Raw genomic sequence first — 21,290 nt, forward strand, 5'->3', positions numbered from 1 at the left:
TGAGTTGACCACCCCACCCGTCCCCGCGGATCGACTGCTTCCCCTGACCGGTGCCCAGCTGGGCATCTGGCACGCGCAACGCCTGGAGCCGGAATCGCCGTACTACGTCGTCGGCGACGTCGTCGAGATATCCGGCGGCGCGGACCCGATCGACCCGCGGGCGCTGGCCGAGGCGGTCCGGGCGACCACCCAGGAGGCCGAGAGCCTGCGCCTGCGGGTGTACGACACCCCCTCGGGGCCACGGCAGGCGGTGAGCGACGCCCCCGTCGGGCTGCCCCGGATCGTCGACCTCGGCGGCAGCGGCGACCCGGCGGCCGAGGCCGCCGCGCTCGTCGAGGCCGAGCGGGCGCGGGCCGCCGAGACCTGCCGTGCGATGGTGGACCGTCCCCTGTACTCGCCCGTCGTCATCCGGCTGTCCGACCGCGAGGTCTGGTACACCCAGATGGGCCACCACCTGGTCATCGACGGCTACAGCGGGGCCATGCTGGCGCGCCGCACGGCGGCCCACTACACCGCGCTGGTGCGGGGGACCGAGCCGCCACGGCCGCTGTTCGGCACGATCGAGGGCGTCGTCGCGGCCGACCGCGCGTACCGCGACAGCCAGGAGGCGGCCGTCGACCGCGCCTACTGGGTCGACCGCTTCACCCCCCTGCCCGACCTCGGGGAGACGCGCCCCCCGGCCGGCCCCTCCGGCCGCTCCCTGAGCGCCGGCACCGTCCTCGGCCCCGCCGGCACGGCAAGGCTGCGGGCCTTCGCGGACCGGGCGAAGGCCACCTGGGGCGAGGCGCTGATCGCCTGCTACGCCGCCTTCCTGCACCGCATGCTGGGCCGTACCGACGTGGTCTTCGCCCTGCCGCTCATGTGCCGGACCGCCTCCGTCGAACTGCGCACGCCGGCCATGGCCGTCAACGTGCTGCCCCTGCGGATACGCGTGCACCCCGAGGACGGATTCGCGGAGCTGACCGGGCGGGTGGCCGCCGCGCTCCGCGAGACGCGCAGGCACCAGCGCTACCGCGGTGAGGACCTGCCCCGCGACCTCGGCGCTCCCGGGGCGGGCGCGCTGCTGCACGGCCGCGGCATCAACCTCAAGGCGTTCGACCTGGCCATGGACTTCGCCGGCGCGACCGGGCGGATGCGCAACATCGCCGGCGGGCCGCCCGAGGACATGGGCCTGGCCGTGCTGCCCACCCCCGACGGCGGGCTGCACCTCGGCTTCGAGGTGGACGCCCGCGACAACGACCAGGAGTCGGTCGACGGCAAGCTGGCCGGCCTGTGCACACTGCTGGACGGCCTGCTCGACGGACGGCCCGTGGGCCGGATCCCCATGGGCGGCAAGGCGGCGGAGATCCCGGCCCCGTGGGTGCCCGAGGCCCTTCCCGGCACGCCGCTGCTCGTACCGGACGCCTTCGACGCCATGGCCGGCGCGGCCGATCCCGGGCACACCGCCCTGGTGTGCGGCACCGACCGGCTGACCGCCGGGGAACTGGCCGGGCGGGTGCACCGGCTGGCCCGCGCCCTGCGCGCCCGCGGTATCGGCCCCGACGACCTCGTGGCGCTGGCGCTGCCCCGCTCGGCGGACCTGGTGACCGCCCTGCTGGCGGTCCTGGACGCGGGCGCCGCCTTCCTGCCGCTGGACACCGCCCATCCGCCGCGGCGGCTGCACGACATCCTCGACGACGCCCGGCCGGCCCTGGTGATCACCGCGGGCGCGGTCGACGGAGTCCCCTGGGAGACACTGCTGGACGAGGCGGAAGACCTCTGCGCGGCGCCCCTAAACCTCGGTGAACTCGCCGCGCCCCGGCACCCGGAGCACCTGGCCTACGTCATCCACACCTCCGGGTCGGCCGGCCGGCCCAAGGGCGTGCTCGGCCGGGCCGGCGGTCTCGCGGCACTGCTGCACCACCAGCGCGCCACGGTCGTCGCCGAGGCGGAACACGCCGCGGGCCGGCAGCTGCGTGTCGCCCACACCTACTCCTTCGCCTTCGACTCGGCCTTCGACCACCTCGTGTGGCTGCTGTGCGGGCACCGACTGCACCTCTACGACGCCGACACCGTCCGCGACGCCGACGCCCTGCTCACCGCCTACGCCCGCGACGGCATCGACGTCGTCGACACCACACCCTCGATGGCCGCCGCCCTGGTCGACGGGGGCCTGCTGGACCTGCGGCCGACCCTGCTGGTCCTCGGCGGCGAGCCGACGCCCCCCGCGCTGTGGCGCCGTATCGCCGCCTGCGCGGTCACCGCCCGCAACATGTACGGGCCGACCGAGGCGACCGTGGACAGCACCACGGCGGTCGTCGCCGGCGACGAGCCGACCATCGGCGCGCCGCTCGCGGGCACCCGCTGCTACGTCCTGGACCACGCCTTGCAGCCGGTTCCGCGCGGCACGGCGGGCGAACTGTACCTGGCCGGGCCGCACCTGGCCCGCGGCTACCTCGGCGCGCCCGGCGCGACCGCGGAGCGCTTCCCGGCCGACCCCTACGGGCCGCCCGGGTCGCGGATGTACCGCACCGGGGACCTGGCCCGCTGGGTGACCGGACGCGGACTGGACTACCTGGGCCGGGCCGACGGCCAGGTGAAGGTCCGCGGCCACCGGATCGAGCTGGGCGAGGTCGAGGCCGCGCTCGCCGCCGTACCCGGAGTGGCCGCCGCCGCAGCCGCCGTACGGTCGGCCCGGCTGGTCGGCTACGTCGTGTCCGCCACCGTCACCGCCGAGGCGGTGCGCGCGGACCTGGCGGCGCGGGTGCCGGAACACCTGGTGCCCGCCGCCGTGGTCGTGCTCGACACGCTGCCGCTCACACCCAACGGCAAGCTCGACCGCGCCGCGCTTCCGCTGCCGGCGGTCGCGGGCGGCGGAAGGGAGCCCCGCACCGAGCGGGAGCGGCTGCTGTGCGCCGCGATCGCCGAGGCGTTCGAGGTGGAAGAGGTCGGCGTGGACGACGACTTCTACGACCTCGGCGGGGACAGCATCACGGCGATCACGGTCAGCAGCAGGCTGCGGGCAATGGGGCTCGAACTGCGGCCCCGCGATCTGCTGGCCCGCCGCAGCTTCGCCTCGCTGGCCGCTTCCGCCGGCCGGGTCGAGCAGACCGGCGAGGCGCCCGACGACCCCAGCGGGCCGGTCACCGCGCCGCCCATCGTGCGGGGCCTGCTCGACGCGCACCAGGACGTGGACACCGTCGCCGGCTACGCCCAGTGGACGGTCCTGCGCGTGGACGCGCTCTCCCCGGACACCCTCCGCGCGGGCGTACGGACCCTCCTCGACCGGCACGACGCGTTGCGGCTGCGCGTCCACGACGGCGGCCTGGAGATCCTCCCCGAGGGCTCGGTGCCCGCAGTCGTCACGGAGGCCCGGGGCGTGGACGCCGCGACGGCCGCCCGGCGGTCGGCGGGCCGGCTCGACCCGCGGCGCGGCGACCTGCTGCGGGCCGAGCTGATCCGCACCGAGGACGGCGAGCCGGACCAGGTGGTCCTCGTCGTGCACCACCTGGCGATGGACGGCGTCTCCTGGCGCATCCTCGTACCCGACTTGTACGCGGCCTGCACCGGCGGCGCCCTGGAACCGGTCGGCGCCTCCTGGCGGCGGCACACGGCGCTCCTGGCCGAGCAGGGCGCCACGGGGGCACGCCGTGGTGAACTCGCCCACTGGCAGGACGTCCTCGGCTCCGCGACCCGTATCGGACCCCGGCCGCTCGACCCGGCCCTGGACACGGTCGCCACCGCCCGCCGGACGGTCACCCTGGCCTCCCCGGCCGTCACCGAAGCCGTCCTGACCACGCTGCCGTCCGCCTACCGCGCCGGCGTCGACGAAGTGCTGCTGTCCGCGCTCGTCCTGGCCCTGCGCGAGTGGGGCGGCTTCCGTGACGCGGTCACCGTCACCCTGGAGGGCCACGGCCGCGAGCACCTCGACCTGGCCCGTACCGTCGGCTGGTTCACCAGCGAGTACCCGGTGCGCGTACCGGCTGCCGGCGACGTGCGGGAGGTGCTGCGCGCGGCGAAGGAAGCCAAGCGGGCGGTGCCCGGGCAGGGCCTCGGCTACGGCGTCCTGCGCCACCTCGACCCGGCCGGCGCGGGCCTGGCCGCCGTCCCGCCGCCCGACGTCCTGCTCAACTACCTGGGCCGCTTCGCCGCACCGCCCGGCACCGGATGGCGGCTGCCCGAGCAGGACGCCTTCCGGGTGCTCGAACCCGGCGCCAAGGCGCTGGAGCAGGTCCTGGCACTCAACTGCTTCGTCCACGAGGGCGACGCGCCCCGGCTCGCCGTCGAGTGGACGGCCGCGACCGGCGTCGTCACCCCCGAAGCGCTGGCGGCCCTGCACGAGGCATGGGGCCAGGCGCTGGACCTGCTGGCCGGGCACGCCCGGCACGCCACCGGCGGACTGACACCGTCGGACCTCCCGCTGGTCGCGCTCGACCAGGCCGCCATCGACCGCCTGGAGCGCGCCGGCCGGATCCAGGACGTGTGGCCCGCCACCCCGCTCCAGGTGGGGCTGTCCTTCCACACCCTGGTCCGCGACGACCAGGACACCGACGTCTACGTGGTCCAGGCCGTGACGACACTCGAAGGCGCACTCGACCGCGACCGCCTCGCCGAGGCCGCACGGGAGCTGCTGCGCCGCAACCCCTCGCTGCGTGTCCACCTCGCCCAAGCCGGCGACGAGGTCGTACAGGTCGTCCCCGCCGGCGTCACCCTCGAATGGCGTCAGGACGACGACTTCGACACGGCCGCCCGCGCCGAACTGGCCCGCCCCTTCGACCCGTCCCGGCCACCCCTCATCCGCTTCCTGCTCTCCCGCGTCGGCCCGGCCACGCACAAACTGGTGATCACCAACCACCACGCCCTGCTGGACGGCTGGTCCATGCCGCTGGTCGGCCGGACTCTGCTGGGCATCTACGCCGAGCTGGGCGGCGGGCCCGCCGTGCCCGCCGGCCCCGACGTCGCGGAATACCACCGGTGGCTGGCCCGCCGGGACCGCGAGGCGTCCCGGGCCGCATGGCGGCAGGCACTCGACGGCGTCGACGGCGCGACACGGCTGGCACCCGCGACCGCCAGGACCGCCCTCGCCCGGCCCGAACGGGTGGCGGTCGAGCTGGGCGCCGACTTCAGCGGACAGCTGCGCGCCTTCGCCCGCGAGCAGGGCGTCACCTTGACCACGGTGCTCCAGACCGCGTGGGGCCTGCTGCTGAGCCGGCTCACCGGACGCGACGACGTCATCTTCGGCTGCCCGGTCTCCGGCCGTCCCGCCGACGTGGACCGCGTCGAGCTCATGATCGGGCAGCTCGGGACCACCATCCCGGTGCGCGTGCGGTGCACCCCGGGGGAGACGGCGCACGACCTCATGGCGCGCGTGCACGCCCACAGCATCGCGCTGGCCGACCACCACCACGTCGGCCTGCCCGAGATCCAGCGCCTCGCCGGCGCCGGCGAGCTGTTCGACACGATGCTGGTGATGGAGAACTTCCCGCTGTCCGACCGCAGCCGCACCCCGCTCGGCCCCGGCCTCGACCTGGCCGCAGTGGACATCACCGACGCCACGCACTACGCGCTGACCGTCATCGTGCTGCCGGGGCAGGACATCACGATCGGGCTCGGCTACCAGCCCGGCGTCCTCGGCGAGCAGCAGGTGCGCGACTACGGGCGCTGGCTGCACAACCTGCTGCGGGAGATCGTCCGCGACCCGCGGCGGCCCGCCGTCGCACTGCCGGCGCTGGACCCCGCCGAGCGGGAGCGGATGCTGCGGGCCGGCGCCGGCCCGGTGCCCGCCGAGCGGCGCGGCCACTGGCTGGCGGAGTTCGCCTCCTGGGTGCGCCGCAAGCCCGACGGCCAGGCGCTGGTGTGCCGCGACCGCAGCCTGACCTACCGGGAGCTGGACCGGGCGGCCAACCGGCTCGCGCACGCCCTGATCCGGCGCGGCGTCCGGCCCCAGGACCCGGTCGCCGTGCTGCTCGGGCGGGACATCGAGATGACGGTGGCGCTGTTCGCCGTGGCCAAGGCGGGAGCGGTGTACGTGCCGATGGACGCGAGCTACCCGCGCGACCGACTGGCGTACATGCTCGGCGACATCGCCCCGGCCGCGGCGGTGACGACGGACGCGGGACTGCTCGCCGGGCAGGACATCCCGGTGGTGCGGCCGGACGACCCGGCCGCCCTCGCCGGCCTTCCCGACACCGACCCGGCCGGAGCACGCGCCGCGCTCACCGACGACGCGCTCGCCTACGTCATCTACACCTCCGGAACCACCGGACGGCCCAAGGGCGTCGGCATCACCCACCGCGGCGTCCCCGACCTGATCGCCCTCCAGGAGGACGTGGTCGGGATCACCGAGCACGACCGCTACCTGCACTTCGCGTCGACGGGCTTCGACGTGGCCTTCTGGCAGACCATGGTGCCGCTGCTGTCCGGCGGCACCAGCGTGATCGCCCCGGAGGAAGTACGCGTCCCGGGCGACGAACTGCTCGACTACATCGTCGAGCACAAGGTGACCGGGGTGAACCTGCTGCCGTCGTTCCTGGCCGCGATGCCCGACGACCGGACCGTGCACCCCGACGTGCTCTTCGTCGTCGGCGCCGAACGCCTCGACCCGGAGCTCGCACGCCGCTGGGGCGCCGGGCGGCGGGCGCTGTTCAACGCCTACGGGCCCACCGAGGTCACGATCAACTCCGTGACGTGGGCGTACGACCCGGCCGATCCCGGTCCGCTGCCGATCGGCCGCCCCGACCCCGGCGTCCGCGCCTACGTCCTGGACCGCGGCCTCCAGCCGGTCGGCTTCGGCGTGACGGGCGAGCTCTACCTCGCCGGGCCGAGCCTGGCCCGCGGCTACCTCGGCCGGCCGGGCCTGACCTCGGCCGCCTTCGTGGCCGATCCGTTCGGTCCGCCGGGGGAGCGGATGTACCGCACCGGGGACCTGGTGCGGTGGCGGCCGGACGGACAGCTGGTCTTCCTCGGCCGCGCCGACCACCAGATCAAGATCCGCGGCTTCCGCGTCGAGCTCGGCGAGATCGAGTCCGCGCTGACCCGCCACCCCGAGGTGCGTGCCTGCGCGGTGGTCATGCGGGAGGGCCGGCTCGTCGGCTACGTCATCCCGGCCGACGGCGCCCGGCCCGGCCCCGCGACGCTGCGTGCCCACCTGGCCGGGCTGCTTCCCGACCACATGGTGCCCAGCGCCCTGGTGACGCTCGACCGCCTGCCGCTGAGCCCCAGCGGCAAGCTGGACGCCGCGGCCCTGCCCGCCCCGCAGACCGCGGCGGCGCGGCGACGGGATCCCGCGACCCCGGCCGAGACGGTGCTGCTCGGCGTCCTCAAGGACATCCTCGCCCGCGACGACATCGGCCCCGACGACGACTTCTTCGCCCTCGGCGCGGACAGCATCGTCTCCCTCCAGGTGGTCTCCCGAGCCCGCCGCCAGGGCCTCGCGCTGACCGCACGGGACGTCTTCGAAGCAGCGACGGTCGCCGGGATCGCCGCCCGGGCCCGCACCCTCACCGAGACCGACAGCCCGGCCGTGGGCGACGCGCCGCTGACCCCCGTCATGCGGGACATGCTGCGCCGCGCGGGCGCCACCGCCGGCGGGTTCTGCCAGTGGACCGAGGTGTGCGTCCCGCCCGGCGGCGACGAGGACCTCTGGCGGACCGTGCTCGGCAAGATCCTCGCCCGGCACGACATCCTGCGTGCCCACCTGGCCGCGGACGTCCTGCGCATCCCGCCGGCCGGCGCGGTGACCGGCGCCGACGTCCTGACCCGGGTCCCGGTGCCACCGCACCTGCCGGCCGGCGAACTGCGCGCCCTGATCGACCGGCAAACCACCCGGGCGTGCGACGCGATGGACCCGCGCACCGGACCGCTGCTGCGCGCCGTCTGGTACGACGCCGGGCCCGACCGGCCGGGCCGGCTCGTCCTGGTCGCGCACCACCTCGCGGTGGACGGCGTGTCCTGGCGCATCCTGCTGGACGACATACGCGACGCCCACGCCGGCGGAACACCCGCCCGGCACGGCGTCTCCTTCCTGGCCTGGGCGCGCTCGCTGCGCGCGGCCGACCGCAAGGACGAACTGGCGCACTGGCAGCGGATGGTGCCGACCACGGCGCTGGCGGCCCGGCCGCTCGACCCGGACCGGGACACCGCGGCCACCTCCGCGCACCACGAGATCCACCTCGACGCCGCCACCACCCGCGCCCTGATCACCACACTGCCCGCCGCACTGCGCACCTCACCGGACGCCGTACTGCTCAGCGCGCTGGCCCGGGCGGTACGGGACTGGCGCGGTGCCTCCCGGGTGCTGGTGGCCCTGGAGAGCCACGGCCGCCCCGACCACGCCGACCTGTCGCAGACCGTCGGATGGTTCACCGCCGTCCACCCCCTGCTGATCGAGGCGGCCGACGACCCCGCGGCCGTCGCGGAACGGCTGCGGGCCCAGGGCGACGGCCTCGGCCACGGCATCCTCACCTCGGCCGGCCTGCTGGACCCGGTCCGGCCGGAGATCGCCTGGAACTACCTCGGCCGCTACCCGGGCGCCCCGGCCACGGAGACCGCGTGGCAGGCGCCGCCCGACGCCGGCCCGCTCGGCTCCGGCGCCGCGGACACCATGCCGCTGCCGTACGCCCTCATGGTCAACGCCCTGGTGCGCGACGACCGGCTCGGCATCCGGCTGACGTGGCCCGGCACGCTGCTCACGGCCGCCGAGGTCGAGCACCTGGGCGAGTGCCTGCGGACGTCCCTGCTCGCCGTCGCCGCCGCACCCGAGATCAGCGCGCTGGGCGATGGCCGGGCGGTCGCCGGCGTGCAGCCGCTGACGCCGCTGCAGGAGGTGATGCTGCGGCACTCGCGCACCGAACGGCCCGACCCCTACACGGTGCAGTCGGCCTTCTCCTTCACCGGATCGCCGGACGTCGGCGCCCTGCGCGCGGCGGGCGTGGACCTGCTGGCCCGGCACCCGAACCTGGGCGCCGCCTTCCCGGCCGGCTTCGCCGTCATCCCGCCCGCGCCCGAGCCCGGCTTCCGGGTGTGCGACGGGCCGGCCGAGGCGGTCCTCGCAGCAGACCTGGCCGAGCCCTTCGACCTGAGCACCGGCCCGCTGCTGCGCCTGACCGTGATCCGCCACCGCGCCGACCGGTTCGACCTGGTCCTGACCAGCCATCACGTACTGTCCGACGGCTGGTCGGCGCCCCGGATGCTCGGCGAGCTGTTCGCCCTGTACGCGGCGCGGCTGCGCGGCCGGGAGCCGTCCCTGCCCGCGCCGGTGCCGTTCGCCGACTACCTCGCCTGGCGGTCCGCCCACGACCCGGACCTCACGGTGTGGGCCGAGGAGCTGGACGCGCTGCCCGAGGGCGACTACCTGAGCGCCGGCGACCCGGGGCCCGCCTGGCAGGAGCCCGCGGTGATCACCTTCGACGCGGAGCTGGTCGCGGGGCTCACCCGCCTCGCCGCGGAACGGGGCCTGACCCGCAGCACCTTGGTGCAGGGCGCGTGGGCGATCCTGCTCGCCCGGGCCTGCGGCCGTGACGATGTCTGCTTCGGCGCCATGGTCGCCTGCCGGCCCCCGGAGCTGGCGGGCGTCGAGGAGATCATCGGGCTGCTCGCCAACACCGTGCCGGTCCGGGCGCGGCTGACCGGCACCCTCGCCGGCGTCCTCACCGGATTGCAGACCCGGCAGCAGGCCCTCGCCGAGCACCACCACGTGTCCCTCACCGATCTGGAGCGGCTGACGGGACGGCGCAGGCTCTTCGACAGCCTCGTGGTGTTCGAGAACTACCCCGTCGACCGCGACCGGCTGCGCGAGCCCGCCCCGGGGCTCACCCTCGTCGGCACCCGCTTCCGCGAGGCCACCCACCACCCGGTGACCCTGACCGTCATGCCGGACGGCGACACCTGGACCGGCGTGCTCGCCCACCGGGCCGGGGTCCGCGTCGACGGGATCGCCGGGGAACTGCTCGACCTGCTGCGCTCGCTGGGCGACCACCTCGACGGCGACATCCGCACCCTCCTGGAGCGACGATGACCAAGACCACCGCCGCACCGGCCCAGAAGGTCGACGCGGCGCTGCTCCGCGTCGCGTTCATCCTGGTGCTCGGCACGTTCATGGCGTCCGTCGACGCCACGATCGTCAGCGTCGGCATCGACACCCTGGCGCACGAGTTCGACGCCTCCGTCGCCGGGATCCAGTGGGTCAGCACCGCGTACCTGCTGGCCGTCGTCACCGCCGTGCCCGCCTCCGGCTGGCTCGCCGACCGCCTCGGCGGCCGGCGGGTCTGGCTGGTCGCGGTGGGCGTGTTCCTGCTCGGGTCCGCGCTGTGCGCGCTGTCCTGGTCGGTGCCGAGCCTGATCGCCTTCCGCGTCGTCCAGGGCCTCGGCGGCGGTCTGCTGCCGCCGACCGGGCAGGCGCTGCTCGCCCGGATCGCCGGCCCCGCCCGCACCGGCCGGGTGATCAGCGTCGTCGCCGTCGTGCCGCTGCTGTCGCCCGTGCTCGGGCCCATGGTCGGCGGCGGGCTGCTCGCGGTGGCCTCCTGGCAAGTGCTGTTCCTGGTCAACCTCCCGATCGGCGCCGCCGCGGTGCTGCTCGCCCGCCGCCACGTCCCCGTGGTGCCGCCGACGCACCGGCGCACGCCCTTCGACGTCCGCGGCGCGGCGCTGCTGTCCCCGGGCCTGGCCGTCCTCGTCCTCGGCCTGACCGAGGTCGCCCACGGCCGTACGCTGCCGGCCGCCGTGGGAGTGACCGCCGGGCTGCTGATGCTGGCCGGCTTCGTCGCCCACGGCCTGCGGACCGGCGGCACCCCGCTGATCGACCCGCGGATGTTCACCAGGCCGCCCCTGGGCGCGGCGGCCCTGGCCCTGCTCGTCCTGGGCGCGTCGGTGTTCGGCACCACCTTCCTGCTGCCGCTGTACTTCCAGGCCGGGCGCGGCCTGTCGGCATGGCAGACCGGCCTGCTCCTGGTGCCCCAGGGGCTGGGGGCCGCCGCCGGCTCGGTGCTGGTCCACCGCACGATCGACGCGGTGGCCCCGAGGACGCTGGTCATCACCGGCGTCCTGCTGGTCCTGGCCGGGACCGTGCCCTTCACCCAACTCGACCACGGCCTCCCGGACTCCGCGCTCGCCGCGGCGCTCGCCGTCCGCGGGTTCGGGATGGCCATGATCAGCGCCCCGGTGATGAACATCGTCTACAGCCGCATCGAGCCCCAGCAGATCGCCCGCGCCTCCGGAGCGCTCAACCTGCTCAACACCGTGGGCGGCTCCCTCGGAACCGCCGCCCTCGCCCTGGTGCTCCAGACCCGCCTGGACGCCCACCACCAGCACGTCCCCGCCGCCTTCGCCGACACGTTCTGGTGGGTCGTCGCCCTCGCCCTCCTGGCCGCCGCCGGCACCACCCGCCTCCCCAGGACCCGCCCGACGAGCAGGCCCTGACCCCGGACGGCGGCGGCTACCGCGCCGGCCAGCCGAGCCATTCGCTCAGTGCGCCTCCCGTCAGCAGCGCCACCACGTCCTCCGGCAGTCCCAGGGCCTGCGTGAAGAGGTGGACCGACTGCCGGTAGGTGCAGGGCAGCCGGGTGAGGTCGCTGCCCCAGAAGACGCGTCGCGGGCCGAAGGCGTCCAGCAGGCCGTGGACGAAGCCGTGCACGGAGCGGAACGGGTAGCCGTCGTCGGCGTAGCTCGGCAGGCAACTGGCCTTGAGGGCGACGTTGGGCAGGCGGGCCAGCGTACGTACCACGGCCAGCGCCGCGCCGAGGTCCGCGCCGCGGGCCCCGAGTGCGAGCCCGGCGTGGTCGACGGCGACGGGCAGCTGCGGGTGGCGCTCGGCGATCCGGCGGACCGCCGCCAGGCTGCCGGGCGCGTAGAGGGCCAGCGGGGTGCGGCGGGCGGCCAGCAGCGGCCAGAGCCAGTCGGCGGTGCCGTCGTCGAGCCAGGAGCGGGCGGCGCCGCGGGTGAACGTCAGCCGGACGCCCACCACGCCGGGTTGTTCCAGCAGGGCGTCGAGCTGCGCCGGCGGCAGCGGCGCGGCCGGCGGGAGGCGGACCATCACCGCCAGGCGCCCGGGGTGGGCGGCGGCCGAACCGAGCACGTAGTCGTTGCGGTCGCCCTCCCAGCCCGGCGGTACGAGCACCGCCCGGTCCACCCCGGCGGTGTCCATCTCGGCCAGCAGCTCGGCGACGCCGAAGGACCGCCGGTGCGCGTAGCCGGCGCCGCCCGGCGCCCAGGGGCGGGAGGGGGTCTCGGCCGGCCAGATGTGGACCTGGGCGTCGGTGACGGTCATCCGGCCGGCTCCCGCCGGGCCCGTACCGCGGCGGCGGCTGCGGACCCGGCGACCCGCCCCGAATACAGGCACGGCCCGAGCATCGTGCCCTCGATGGCGCCGTGCCCGTTGATGTGCCCGCCGCCCATGCCCGCGACCTCCCCGGACGCGAACAGGCCGGTGATGGTGGAACCGTCCGCGCGGCGCACCGCGCACACCTCGTCGGTGTGCACACCGCCCAGGTTCTTCTGCGCCAGCGGGAAGAACTGCACGACGTGGAAGGGCCCGCGGGCAATCTCCCGCAAGCCGGCCAGCGGGCGGCCGAACGCCGGGTCGTGCGCAGCCCCCTCCGCGATCCGCGCGTTGAACGCCGCCACGGTGGCCTCGACAGCACGGCCCGGCAGCCCGGCGCGGTCCGCGGCCTCACACACGGTGTCACCGGTCGCCGCGTACGGGGACTCCCGCAGGAACTCCGCGGTCCGGTCGCGGTCGACGTCGTCGCCGGAGGCGTAGTAGCGGTCGCCGCGCAGCAGCAGCGTCCGCACCTCGTCCGCGTCGAAAACCGCCCAGCAGGTCTGGCCGGGCTGCCGGAAGATCGCCCGGCCGCCGGAACCGCCGCCGCTGAGCGCCTCGTTGTGGAAGCGCTCGCCCCGCCGGTTGACCCAGATCGCGTTGCCGAGTCCGCGCACCGCCAGGCCCCTGGCGCTGGTGCCGCCGCCCAGCCGGTAGTTGGGGGTGCCGAACGGGTAGAACCAGACCTCGCCCATGGCCGTGAACTGCGCGCCCGCGTCGGCGAGCAGCCGGTGGCCCCGGCCGTCGGCGTGCGGAGCGCCGCCGCTGAGGAACCGGGTGTCCTCGGGCAGGCCGGTGTGCGTGCGCACGGTGTCCGGGTTGTTGACGAACCCGCCGGTCGCGACGATTGCGGCACCGCAGCCGACCGTCTGCTCGGACCCGCCCCAGCGGACGGTCACCGCGCTCAGTTCTCCGCCGGGCCGCCCGCCGCCGTCCGGCCCCCCTGCCAGGACCAGCCCGGTCACCTCCGCTTCCAGGGCCGCACGCACGCCCAGCCGTCCGAGGTGCCCGACCAGGCACGCGGCGACCGCCTTGCCGCCGCCCACCGTACGGTGCCAGCGCGGGACCGAGTTGCCCTCCCGCCAGGACACCTCCGTCCAGTGCAGGCCCAGTTGCTCGAGCCAGCCGTACACCTCGCGGTTGCCGGCCTCCAGATAGCGCCGCGCCCAGCCGGTGTCGACCAGGTCGCCGCCGGCGGACAGCCAGTCCTGGTAGGCCAGTTCGACGCTGTCCTCGATGCCCTTCCTGGCCTGGAGCGGGGTGCCGGCGATGCAGATGCCGCCGCCCGCCACCACCGCGGCGCCGCCGAGGGCCGGCTGCGCGTCGACGAGCAGTACGTCGGCTGGGTCGAGTCCGCCGGTGGTGACCGCCTCGATCGCCGCGCTCAGCCCGGAGGCGCCGCCGCCGACGACCAGCAGCTCGACGTACGCGGGAAGCGGCCTGACGCGCTCGGGAAGTGCCCGGGTGCCGGCGGCGGACCGGCCGTGTCCCGCGGGACCCTGGGGGAGTGGGATGCTCATCGCCGTCAGCCCTCGTACCAGTGCCGCTTGGCCGGCGCGTCCGGGCTGTACGGCCCGGTCCGCCCGCTCTCCAGGTACAGCACCTCGCCGGCGTGCGGCTGCGGCCTGCCGTCGAAGCGGTCGCGCAGCCAGTCGCAGGTGGTGGCGTGGACATCCGCCTCCCACAGCGCGCGCCGGCTGCCGCCCGACATCGAGGTGTGGTGGAACTGGTCGGCGTAGACCCAGAGCTCGGCGGGCGCCCGCATCGCGTCGTACATCTCGTAGACCGCTTCGAGGGGGCTGCGCGGATCGTACTCGCCGCTCACCAGCAGCGTCGGGACGGTGATCCGGCCGACGTGGTCGAGCAGGGTCATGCGGGAGGTGACCGCGTCGAGTTCGGCCTCGTCACGGGCCTGGGTGAGGTAGGCGAAGAGCTGCTTGAAGCGCGGGGACTCCTGCGTCATCAGGTAGTTCAGGTCGCAGTACGTCGCCCAGGGCGCGGCCACCGCGGTGATCCGGTCGTCGAGCGCGGCCAGCCGCAGCGCCCAGAACGAGCCGAAGCTCAGGCCGTAGACGCCGATCCGGCTGATCTCCGGGCGGGCCAGCAGCATGCCGACGGCGGCGGAGGCGGCGTGCTCGTAGCTGTCCGCCTCCAGCTTGATGCCGCGCAGGTTGCTCTCGCCCTGGCCGGGGCCGTCGAAGGAGAACACGTGCATGCCGCGCTGCGCGGCCTGGTTGAACGCGGGGTTGGGCCAGGACTCCTTGGTGACGTCGCAGCCGGGGATGAAGAAGACGCAGGGCGCGGGGCCCTCGGCCGGCGCCAGGTGCAGGTTGCCCGAGACCGTCACGCCGTTCCACTCCACGTCGATGTGCTCGATGCGGTAGGGGGCGTGCGAGCGTACCTGGTCGTAGCAGCGCAGCAGCGAGCCGTGCAGGTGGATCTTCTCCGGGCTGTTGCCGAACACGGTGTGCTGGGCCGCCATGAACGACAGCGCGGCCCGGTAGTAGAGGTCGGCCGCGGTGTGCTGGTGGCCGGCCGCGGACTCCTCGTGCGCCAGCTTCTCCAGCCGCGCGCCGGCCTGGCCGAGGTGCTTGGAGATCATCGCATGGCTGCGCACCGCGCGCGGAAGGTCGCCGCGGCCGTCGGGCTGGAAGTGGTAGACCCGGCCGGTCTCCTTGACCATCCAGTCGAACACCCATTGCTGGTTGTCCCGTTGCAGCGCGATGCGCTCCATCGGTGTGCCGGTGTCGGGGTCGTTCATCTTCGGTCTCTCGCTTTCTGTTCCGGTCGGTGGGCGCCCGGCGGCTCACGCCGGGCGGGACAGCAGCTCCACCCGCACCTGGTCGGGGCCCTGGACGAAGGCCACGAAGACGCCGGGGCGCAACTCGCGCGGCCCACTGCTGATCACGGCGCCGCGGGCCCGCAACTGCGCTACGGCGTCCGGCACGCTTTCCACCCGCAGCCCCATGTGGTCGGAGCCGAACCGGGCCGGCCCCGGCGGGCCGAGCGATTCCCCGGCCAGCCGCGGACGCAGCAGCACCGTGACACCGCCGAGGTCGAGGGCCACCGTCGGCGCGGCCGGCGACCCGCGGCGCTCGGTCACCCGGGCGTCCAGCAGATCGACGAACCAGCGCTCGCTGGCGTGGATGTCCGTGCAGTAGACGTGCACGTGGTCGAACGAGTACCTCAGGGCTGCCATGGGGTTGTCCCTCCCTCGTCGCGCGCCGCCGCCCGGTCCGGCCCGGTCAGCTCTCGCCGATCGTCTTGACCTGCTTCACCCAGTACAGGTCGGCGATCGTGTGCACCTGCGCGGCACCGATGTCGAGCACCTTGACGCTGGTGCCCTTGACGCCGGCCAGCGTGCCCAGTGACTGGAGCTTTTGGATGTTGAAGTACTGCGGGCGCAGCGTGAGTTCCACCTGCACCGAGTAGGAGGGCTGACCCGCCCTGAGCTGCTCGCGCAGCGCCGGGCTGATCCGGGACGAGGACGTCAGGCGCCCGTACAGCGGCAGGGCGCCGAGGACCACCACGATCGCCAGCACCGGCAGCGCCAGCCGGACCAGCAGCCCCGTCACCGCGCGTCTGCGGCTCATACCTGCCTCACCGTCCCCCAGCGCTGCACGGTCCGCCGTTCGATCGGGGCGAGGACGGCCATGTCGATGACGATCCACAGTGCGCCGATGACGATGATCCCGGCCAGGATCTGGTCGCCCCTGGCGTAGTTGCTCGCGTTGTAGATCAGGTAGCCGAGGCCGCTGGTGGCCGCGGTCAGCTCGGCGGCGATCAGCGCCCGCCAGCCGAAGCCGAAGCCGCCGCGGATGCCGGACATGATGAACGGCAGCGCGCCGGGCAGATACACCTGGAGGACCAGTTCGCGGCGCCCGCCGCCCAGCGTCTTCACCGCGTTCTCCAGCACCGCCGGCACCGAGCGGACGCCGAGCACGGTGTTGAAGAAGATCAGGAAGAAGATCGAGTTGACCAGGACGAAGGTGACGGTCACCGTGCCGAGGCCGAACCAGACGATGGCCAGCGGGATCCAGGCGATACCGCTGATGGAGTTGAAGAACGACACCAGCGGCAGCAGGAAGTCCGAGACCGGCCGGTTCAGCCCCGCCAGCAGCCCCAGGCCGACGCCGAGCACCAGGCTGACGGCCATCGCCAGCACCAGCCGCAGCAGGCTGGTGACGATGTCGTCCTGGAGCAGGCCGCGCGAGGCCAGGTCGGTGGTGGCCCGCCACACTTCGGGCGGCCCCGCCAGGACGTTGCGGTGCACCACGCCGGTCGCCGTGACCAGCCACCAGACCAGGCCGAGTACCGCGAACGGCAGCACGCCGAGCAGTTTCTCCGGATTGCGCAGTGACCTCATCGCTGCTCCATCCCCCACCGGACGACGGTCTGCTGCTCGATCGGCCGCAGCAGCGCCCGGTCGATGAACACCCAGATCACGCCCATGAGGATCATTTCGAAGACGATGACCGGAGTGTTCCGGGCACCGCCGGACTGGAAGAGGAGATAGCCGAGCCCGCCGGCGTTGAGCACCATCTCGGCGGCGATCAGCGCCCGCCAGCCGTAGGCCAGGCCGAGCCGCGCGCCGAGCAGGATGCTGGGCAGCGCGCCGGGCAGCCATACATGGGTGAACAGGTAGAACCGGCCCGCGCCCATCGTCCGCAGCGCGTTGCTGTAGGCGATCGGCAGCGTCTGCACGCCGACCATGGTGTTGAAGGCGACCGGGAAGGTCACCGTGTAGAGGATCACCACCAGGACGGTCCGGGAGCCGAACCCCAGCCACCCGTTCACCAGCGGCAGCCAGGCGATGCCGGACAGCCCCTGCATGGTGTTGAGCAGCGGCCGGAAGGTCATGCTGACCAGCCGGTTCGAGCCGAGCAGCAGACCGATCGGGGTGCCCACGGCGATCCCGATGGCACCGCCGAGGGCGATCCGCTCCAGGCTCTGCGTGGTGTAGTCCACGAGGACGCCGCTGCGGATCAGCGGGCCGACCGAGCGCACCGCCTGCGCCGGCGACGGCAGCACCGAGACGCCGAGCCCGAACACTGCCTTGACCGCCCACCACACGGCGACCAGTGCCACGAAGGGCAGCAGCGTCCTGCGCAGCGCGAGGAACGTCACGCGCCAGGCGGTTCGCCGGCGCGGGCCCGCCGGCAGCGCCGCGGTCGCCGACGAGGTGGCCGGCTGCGGCGCGGTCCCGGTCACCACAGCTCCGCCCGCACCGAGTTGGTGATCTCCACCCGCAGCGCGTTGAACGGCTCGTCGTGGGCCAGCGCGTCGTAGTCGCGTTCCTCGCGGGGAATCGGGACGTCGATGATCTCCTTGACCCGGCCGGGTCTGCGGGTCATCACCATGACCCGGTCGCCGAGGAACGCCGCCTCCTCCACACTGTGGGTGACCAGCACGATGGTCTTCCCGGTCTGCATCGAGATCCGCAGCAGGTCCTTCTGCAGCGTCACCCGGGTCTGCGCGTCCACCGCCGCGAACGGCTCGTCCATCAGCATCACCGTCGGATCGGCGGCGAGCGTACGGGCCAGCGCGACCCGCTGCTTCATGCCGCCGGACAGCTCGTGCGGATACCGTTCCTCGAAGCCGCCCAGGCCGATCATGGCCACGAACCGCGCGACCACCTCGTCGCGCCGCGCCCTGGGGACGCGGGCGATCTCCAGACCCTGCCCGATGTTGCCGTTGACGGTGCGCCACGGCATCAGGCCCAGCTCCTGGAAGACCACACCGCGGTCCGCGCCGGGCCCGCGTACGGTGCGGCCGTTCACCAGGACCCGGCCCTGCTGCGGCCTGGCCAGCCCGGCGATGAGGCTGATGAGGCTGGACTTGCCGCAGCCGCTCGGCCCGACGACGCACAGCAGCTCGCCGGCGCGCACCTCGAACGACACGTCGGTGAGCGCCACCACGGGCTCGCGCTCCTGGCTGCGGTAGGCGAAGTGCAGCCCGTCCGCGACGATCTTCGTGTCCGCGGTGCTCACAGCGCCACGCATGCGTTGCGCAGCCGGCCGATGCCGGCCACATGGGTCTCCAGCACGTCGCCGGGCCGCAGATACTCCTGCGGGGTGCGGCCGTTGCCCACTCCGCCCGGCGTGCCGGTGGAGATGATGTCGCCCGGCTGGAGGGTCAGCACCTGGCTGATGTCGGCGATCAGGGTGGGGATGTCGAAGATGAACTGCGAGGTGTCCGAGTCCTGTTTGAGCACGCCGTTGACCGAGCAGGTGATCCGCCGGCCGCCCGGATCGCCGACCTCGTCCGCGGTGACCAGCCAGGGACCCATGGGGGACGAGGCGTCGATGCTCTTGCCCTTGAACCACTGGTCGCCGTAGCGGTGCTGGATGTCGCGGGCGGTCACGTCGTTGAGTACGCAGTAGCTGTGGATGTGCTCCATCGCACGCTCCTTCGGGATGTGCCGGCCGGGTCTGCCGATCACCACGGCGAGTTCGGCTTCCCAGTCGTGCTTGCCGGTGAGGCTCAGATCCAGGCCGATACCGTCGGCCGGCCCGCACAGGCTGGTGACGGCCTTGGTGAACCACGCGGGGTGCTCGGGCATCCGGCCGTCGTTGCGGCCGTGGCTCGCGCCCTCCGCGATGTGCTCGGCGTAGTTGCGGCCGACGCACAGCACGTTGCGGGGCGGCACCGGGATCGGCGCCAGCAGCGTCACGTCGGCGAGGTCGTAGCCGCCGGACCCGGCGGCCACCGCGTCCTGCAGGCGGGCCGTGGTGCCCGCGTCCGCGGTGATCAGGTCCAGCATGGTCGGGCCGAGCGGTGTGACGTCGACGATCCGCTCGCCGACGACGACACCCACCCCCGTAAGGCCCTTGTAGTCGTAAGTTGCCAGGCGCATGGGAATCCTCCGTGATCCCGCCGCGCCGCCCGGTGCGTCAGCCGGCCACCGGGCGGCACGCCGTCGTCACAAGCTGGGGCAGGACGACGGGATCGGGGCCAGATCGGAGAACAGCTCCGGATACTGCTGCTGCGCCTTCTGCATGAAGGACACGTCCATCGTCGACGCCGCGTCGACGTTCGCGGTGACGGCCTTCTGGTCGTAGAGCTTCTTGTTCTCGGCGTTGAAGCCCTGGACCGTGCAGCCGCTCAACCGCGGGTCGAAGTCCAGGGTCTTGATCGACGCCTGGGCGACGGTGACCGGCAGACCGGACACGAAGTCGGTGGCGATCTCGGCGGCGGCGTCGGGGTTCTTGCGGGTCCAGGCGTCGGCGTCGGCGATGGCCGCGGTGAGTTTCTCGATGACGTCCGGGTGCGACTGCACATAGCTGCGCTGCGAGGTCAGGCCGACTCCATAGGCGACGTAACCGCCGCCGCGCGAGATGAGCCGGGCCTGGGCGCCGAGCTGCTGCACGATCTGCGTCCCGTACGGCTCGGCGGTCGATATCGCGTCGACCTCACCCTGCTGGAGCGCCACGAGCTGGTTGCCGAGGGCCAGGTTGATGATCTTGACCTTGCCGAGGTCCACGCCCTTCTTGGCCAGGTACGTCCGCAGGTAGTCGTCACCGGTGCCGCCGACGAAGTCGCCGATCTTCTTGCCGACGAAGCTGGACGGGTCGTCCGCGGTGATGCCGCTCTTGGCGCTCGCCACCAGCGCCACCGACTTGTCGTCGTACGGGATCGTCGCGTCGCCCAGGATCGGCGCGTAGTAGACGACGTCGGTACCGCCGGCCGAGGTCGTGGTGACCGTGGTGTTGGCCGACGAGGTCGCCTGCACCGTGCCGGACTGGAGCGCCTTGCTCACCGCCGCGCCGTTGGCGAAGATCTGCAGCTTGGCGCGGATGCCGTACTTGAGGAACGTGCCGTTCTCGATCGCGGCGTAGAGGGCTACGGTCGACATGTTGCCGACGGCGCCGATATCGACCGGCACCGGTGCGGACGACGCCGCACCGGACGACGTGCCGCCCTTCGAGGCCGCGGCGGACGCACCCGGCGTGCCGTCCGAGCCGTCGGAGCCGCACGCGGCGGCGGTGAGCAGCGCGGCCGTGACCAGGCCGGCGGCGAGTACCCGCGGGAGGTGCGAAAGGTGCCGGAGTCGTGAGGGGGAGGTCATGACGTCGGCACCTCGGCTCTGGCCGGCGACAGCCCCAGGATCTCCCGCGCCTGCGCGGGAGTTGCCACCGGACGGCCGAGGCGGGTGGCCAGATCGGCCATCATGGCGACCAGTTCGGCGTTGGACGAGGCGCGGACCCCGGGCCGGATCTCCGGCCGGTCCTCCTTGCCGGTGCGGACATGACCGCCCTTGAGGATGGCGTAGGTGAGCAACCGGGTGTGCTCGTCCGGCGTGGTGGGCGTCACGACGAACTGCTTCTGCGGGTGGGCGAACGCGGTCAGGTGCCAGAGCGCGCCCTCGGGCAGCAGGTTGATCCGGTAGTCGACCTCGGCCATCGTGCGCGGCGACCAGCCGCCGCCCTCGTGGTAGAGGCAGATGTTCACCCAGTACGGCGCCCGCAGCACGCCTTCCTTGATGAGGTAGTACAGGTTCCAGGCGGCACCGGCGTGGAAGACCTCCACCTCCGGCAGGATGTCGTGCTCCAGGCAGAATCCGGCCATCTCGGTGAACTCCGAGCGCTCCCGGTGGTTGGCCGGGATGCCCTGTGACAGGAACTTGTCGTTGTCGCTCAACGTCATGGACAGCATGTCGATCCCGACCGCGTTCGCCAGCGCGATCCGGCTTTCGTTGGTCGCGGTCGTCTTGCCGACCTGCACGATCGCACCCGGGCACCGCTCGCGCACCCCGCGGATCACCTCGGTGCTGCGCTCGATGTCGAAGGACAGGTACTCACCGGGCCTGGCCGGCTTGAAGATGAGGTGCAGGTGGATGATGGCGGCGCCCGCACGGTACGCTGCTGCCGCCTCTTCTATGATCTGTTCCACCTGGTCGGGGCCTTCCGGCACCTGCGGGTCGTTCGATGTGATGATGAGTGGTCCCATGTGCTGTGCTCCTGACGTCACGGCCCCGCGGCACGGGCATGTGCCGGTA

At 73.8% G+C, this 21,290-nt stretch carries 13 protein-coding genes; 2 read left to right on the plus strand and 11 right to left on the minus strand.

The window, feature by feature from the left end; all coding sequences use genetic code 11:
- The first annotated feature begins 4 nt into the window (after positions 1-4).
- Complete coding sequence (locus HCN08_RS25850; protein ID WP_167985650.1) at positions 5-9,994, plus strand: non-ribosomal peptide synthetase; 9,990 nt, start codon at positions 5-7, stop codon at positions 9,992-9,994.
- Positions 9,991-11,394 carry a DHA2 family efflux MFS transporter permease subunit gene (locus tag HCN08_RS25855; RefSeq protein ID WP_167985651.1) on the plus strand — a complete coding sequence of 468 codons (1,404 nt, stop codon included), beginning with the start codon at positions 9,991-9,993 and terminating at the stop codon, positions 11,392-11,394. The genes HCN08_RS25850 and HCN08_RS25855 overlap by 4 nt, the downstream gene beginning before the upstream one ends.
- Positions 11,395-11,410: 16 nt before the next feature.
- Here the strand turns inward: HCN08_RS25855 and HCN08_RS25860 are convergent, their stop codons facing one another.
- From HCN08_RS25860 to HCN08_RS25910, 11 genes are all read right to left on the minus strand, one after another.
- Positions 11,411-12,241: an amidohydrolase family protein gene (locus HCN08_RS25860; RefSeq protein ID WP_167985652.1), complete on the minus strand. Its 831-nt coding sequence runs from the start codon at positions 12,239-12,241 to the stop codon at positions 11,411-11,413.
- Positions 12,238-13,812, minus strand: coding sequence for an FAD-dependent oxidoreductase (locus HCN08_RS25865; RefSeq protein ID WP_167985653.1), 1,575 nt, complete (start codon positions 13,810-13,812; stop codon positions 12,238-12,240). The genes HCN08_RS25860 and HCN08_RS25865 overlap by 4 nt, the downstream gene beginning before the upstream one ends.
- 5 nt (positions 13,813-13,817) lie before the next feature.
- A complete protein-coding gene (locus HCN08_RS25870) occupies positions 13,818-15,053 on the minus strand; it encodes an alpha/beta hydrolase family protein (protein WP_167985654.1) in 1,236 nt (411 codons plus the stop codon).
- Between the two features lie 45 nt (positions 15,054-15,098).
- Positions 15,099-15,491, minus strand: a complete 393-nt coding sequence (locus HCN08_RS25875) for a VOC family protein (RefSeq protein WP_167985655.1) — start codon at positions 15,489-15,491, stop codon at positions 15,099-15,101.
- A gap of 46 nt (positions 15,492-15,537) precedes the next feature.
- The gene (locus HCN08_RS25880) at positions 15,538-15,885 is read right to left on the minus strand and encodes a hypothetical protein (RefSeq protein WP_167985656.1); all 348 of its coding nucleotides are present in this window, start codon (positions 15,883-15,885) and stop codon (positions 15,538-15,540) included.
- On the minus strand, positions 15,882-16,658 hold the full coding sequence (locus tag HCN08_RS25885) for an ABC transporter permease (protein ID WP_167985657.1): 777 nt from the start codon (positions 16,656-16,658) through the stop codon (positions 15,882-15,884). The genes HCN08_RS25880 and HCN08_RS25885 overlap by 4 nt, the downstream gene beginning before the upstream one ends.
- Positions 16,655-17,503 (minus strand): ABC transporter permease, encoded by an 849-nt coding sequence (locus HCN08_RS36285; RefSeq protein WP_167985658.1) that lies wholly within the window; start codon positions 17,501-17,503, stop codon positions 16,655-16,657. Before HCN08_RS36285 ends, HCN08_RS25885 begins: the two co-directional genes overlap by 4 nt.
- The gene (locus HCN08_RS25895; RefSeq protein ID WP_322974679.1) at positions 17,500-18,282 is read right to left on the minus strand and encodes an ABC transporter ATP-binding protein; all 783 of its coding nucleotides are present in this window, start codon (positions 18,280-18,282) and stop codon (positions 17,500-17,502) included. The genes HCN08_RS36285 and HCN08_RS25895 overlap by 4 nt, the downstream gene beginning before the upstream one ends.
- Positions 18,279-19,148 (minus strand): fumarylacetoacetate hydrolase family protein, encoded by an 870-nt coding sequence (locus HCN08_RS25900; RefSeq protein ID WP_167985660.1) that lies wholly within the window; start codon positions 19,146-19,148, stop codon positions 18,279-18,281. The genes HCN08_RS25895 and HCN08_RS25900 overlap by 4 nt, the downstream gene beginning before the upstream one ends.
- 66 nt (positions 19,149-19,214) lie before the next feature.
- Positions 19,215-20,360 carry an ABC transporter substrate-binding protein gene (locus HCN08_RS25905; protein WP_167985661.1) on the minus strand — a complete coding sequence of 382 codons (1,146 nt, stop codon included), beginning with the start codon at positions 20,358-20,360 and terminating at the stop codon, positions 19,215-19,217.
- Complete coding sequence (locus HCN08_RS25910; protein ID WP_167985662.1) at positions 20,357-21,241, minus strand: BKACE family enzyme; 885 nt, start codon at positions 21,239-21,241, stop codon at positions 20,357-20,359. The genes HCN08_RS25905 and HCN08_RS25910 overlap by 4 nt, the downstream gene beginning before the upstream one ends.
- Positions 21,242-21,290 lie beyond the last annotated feature (49 nt).

It is taken from the genome of Actinacidiphila epipremni (assembly GCF_012034175.1).
GTDB classification, from domain to species: Bacteria; Actinomycetota; Actinomycetes; order Streptomycetales; family Streptomycetaceae; genus Actinacidiphila; species Actinacidiphila epipremni.

What these genes read in the sequence shown, in the direction of transcription:
- HCN08_RS25855 (WP_167985651.1), top strand. Translation starts at nt 9,991, where the DNA reads ATGACCAAGACCACCGCCGCACCGGCCCAGAAGGTCGACGCGGCGCTG.
- HCN08_RS25860 (WP_167985652.1), bottom strand. Translation starts at nt 12,241, where the DNA reads ATGACCGTCACCGACGCCCAGGTCCACATCTGGCCGGCCGAGACCCCC.
- HCN08_RS25865 (WP_167985653.1), bottom strand. Translation starts at nt 13,812, where the DNA reads ATGAGCATCCCACTCCCCCAGGGTCCCGCGGGACACGGCCGGTCCGCC.
- HCN08_RS25870 (WP_167985654.1), bottom strand. Translation starts at nt 15,053, where the DNA reads ATGAACGACCCCGACACCGGCACACCGATGGAGCGCATCGCGCTGCAA.
- HCN08_RS25875 (WP_167985655.1), bottom strand. Translation starts at nt 15,491, where the DNA reads ATGGCAGCCCTGAGGTACTCGTTCGACCACGTGCACGTCTACTGCACG.
- HCN08_RS25880 (WP_167985656.1), bottom strand. Translation starts at nt 15,885, where the DNA reads ATGAGCCGCAGACGCGCGGTGACGGGGCTGCTGGTCCGGCTGGCGCTG.
- HCN08_RS25885 (WP_167985657.1), bottom strand. Translation starts at nt 16,658, where the DNA reads ATGAGGTCACTGCGCAATCCGGAGAAACTGCTCGGCGTGCTGCCGTTC.
- HCN08_RS25900 (WP_167985660.1), bottom strand. Translation starts at nt 19,148, where the DNA reads ATGCGCCTGGCAACTTACGACTACAAGGGCCTTACGGGGGTGGGTGTC.
- HCN08_RS25905 (WP_167985661.1), bottom strand. Translation starts at nt 20,360, where the DNA reads ATGACCTCCCCCTCACGACTCCGGCACCTTTCGCACCTCCCGCGGGTA.
- HCN08_RS25910 (WP_167985662.1), bottom strand. Translation starts at nt 21,241, where the DNA reads ATGGGACCACTCATCATCACATCGAACGACCCGCAGGTGCCGGAAGGC.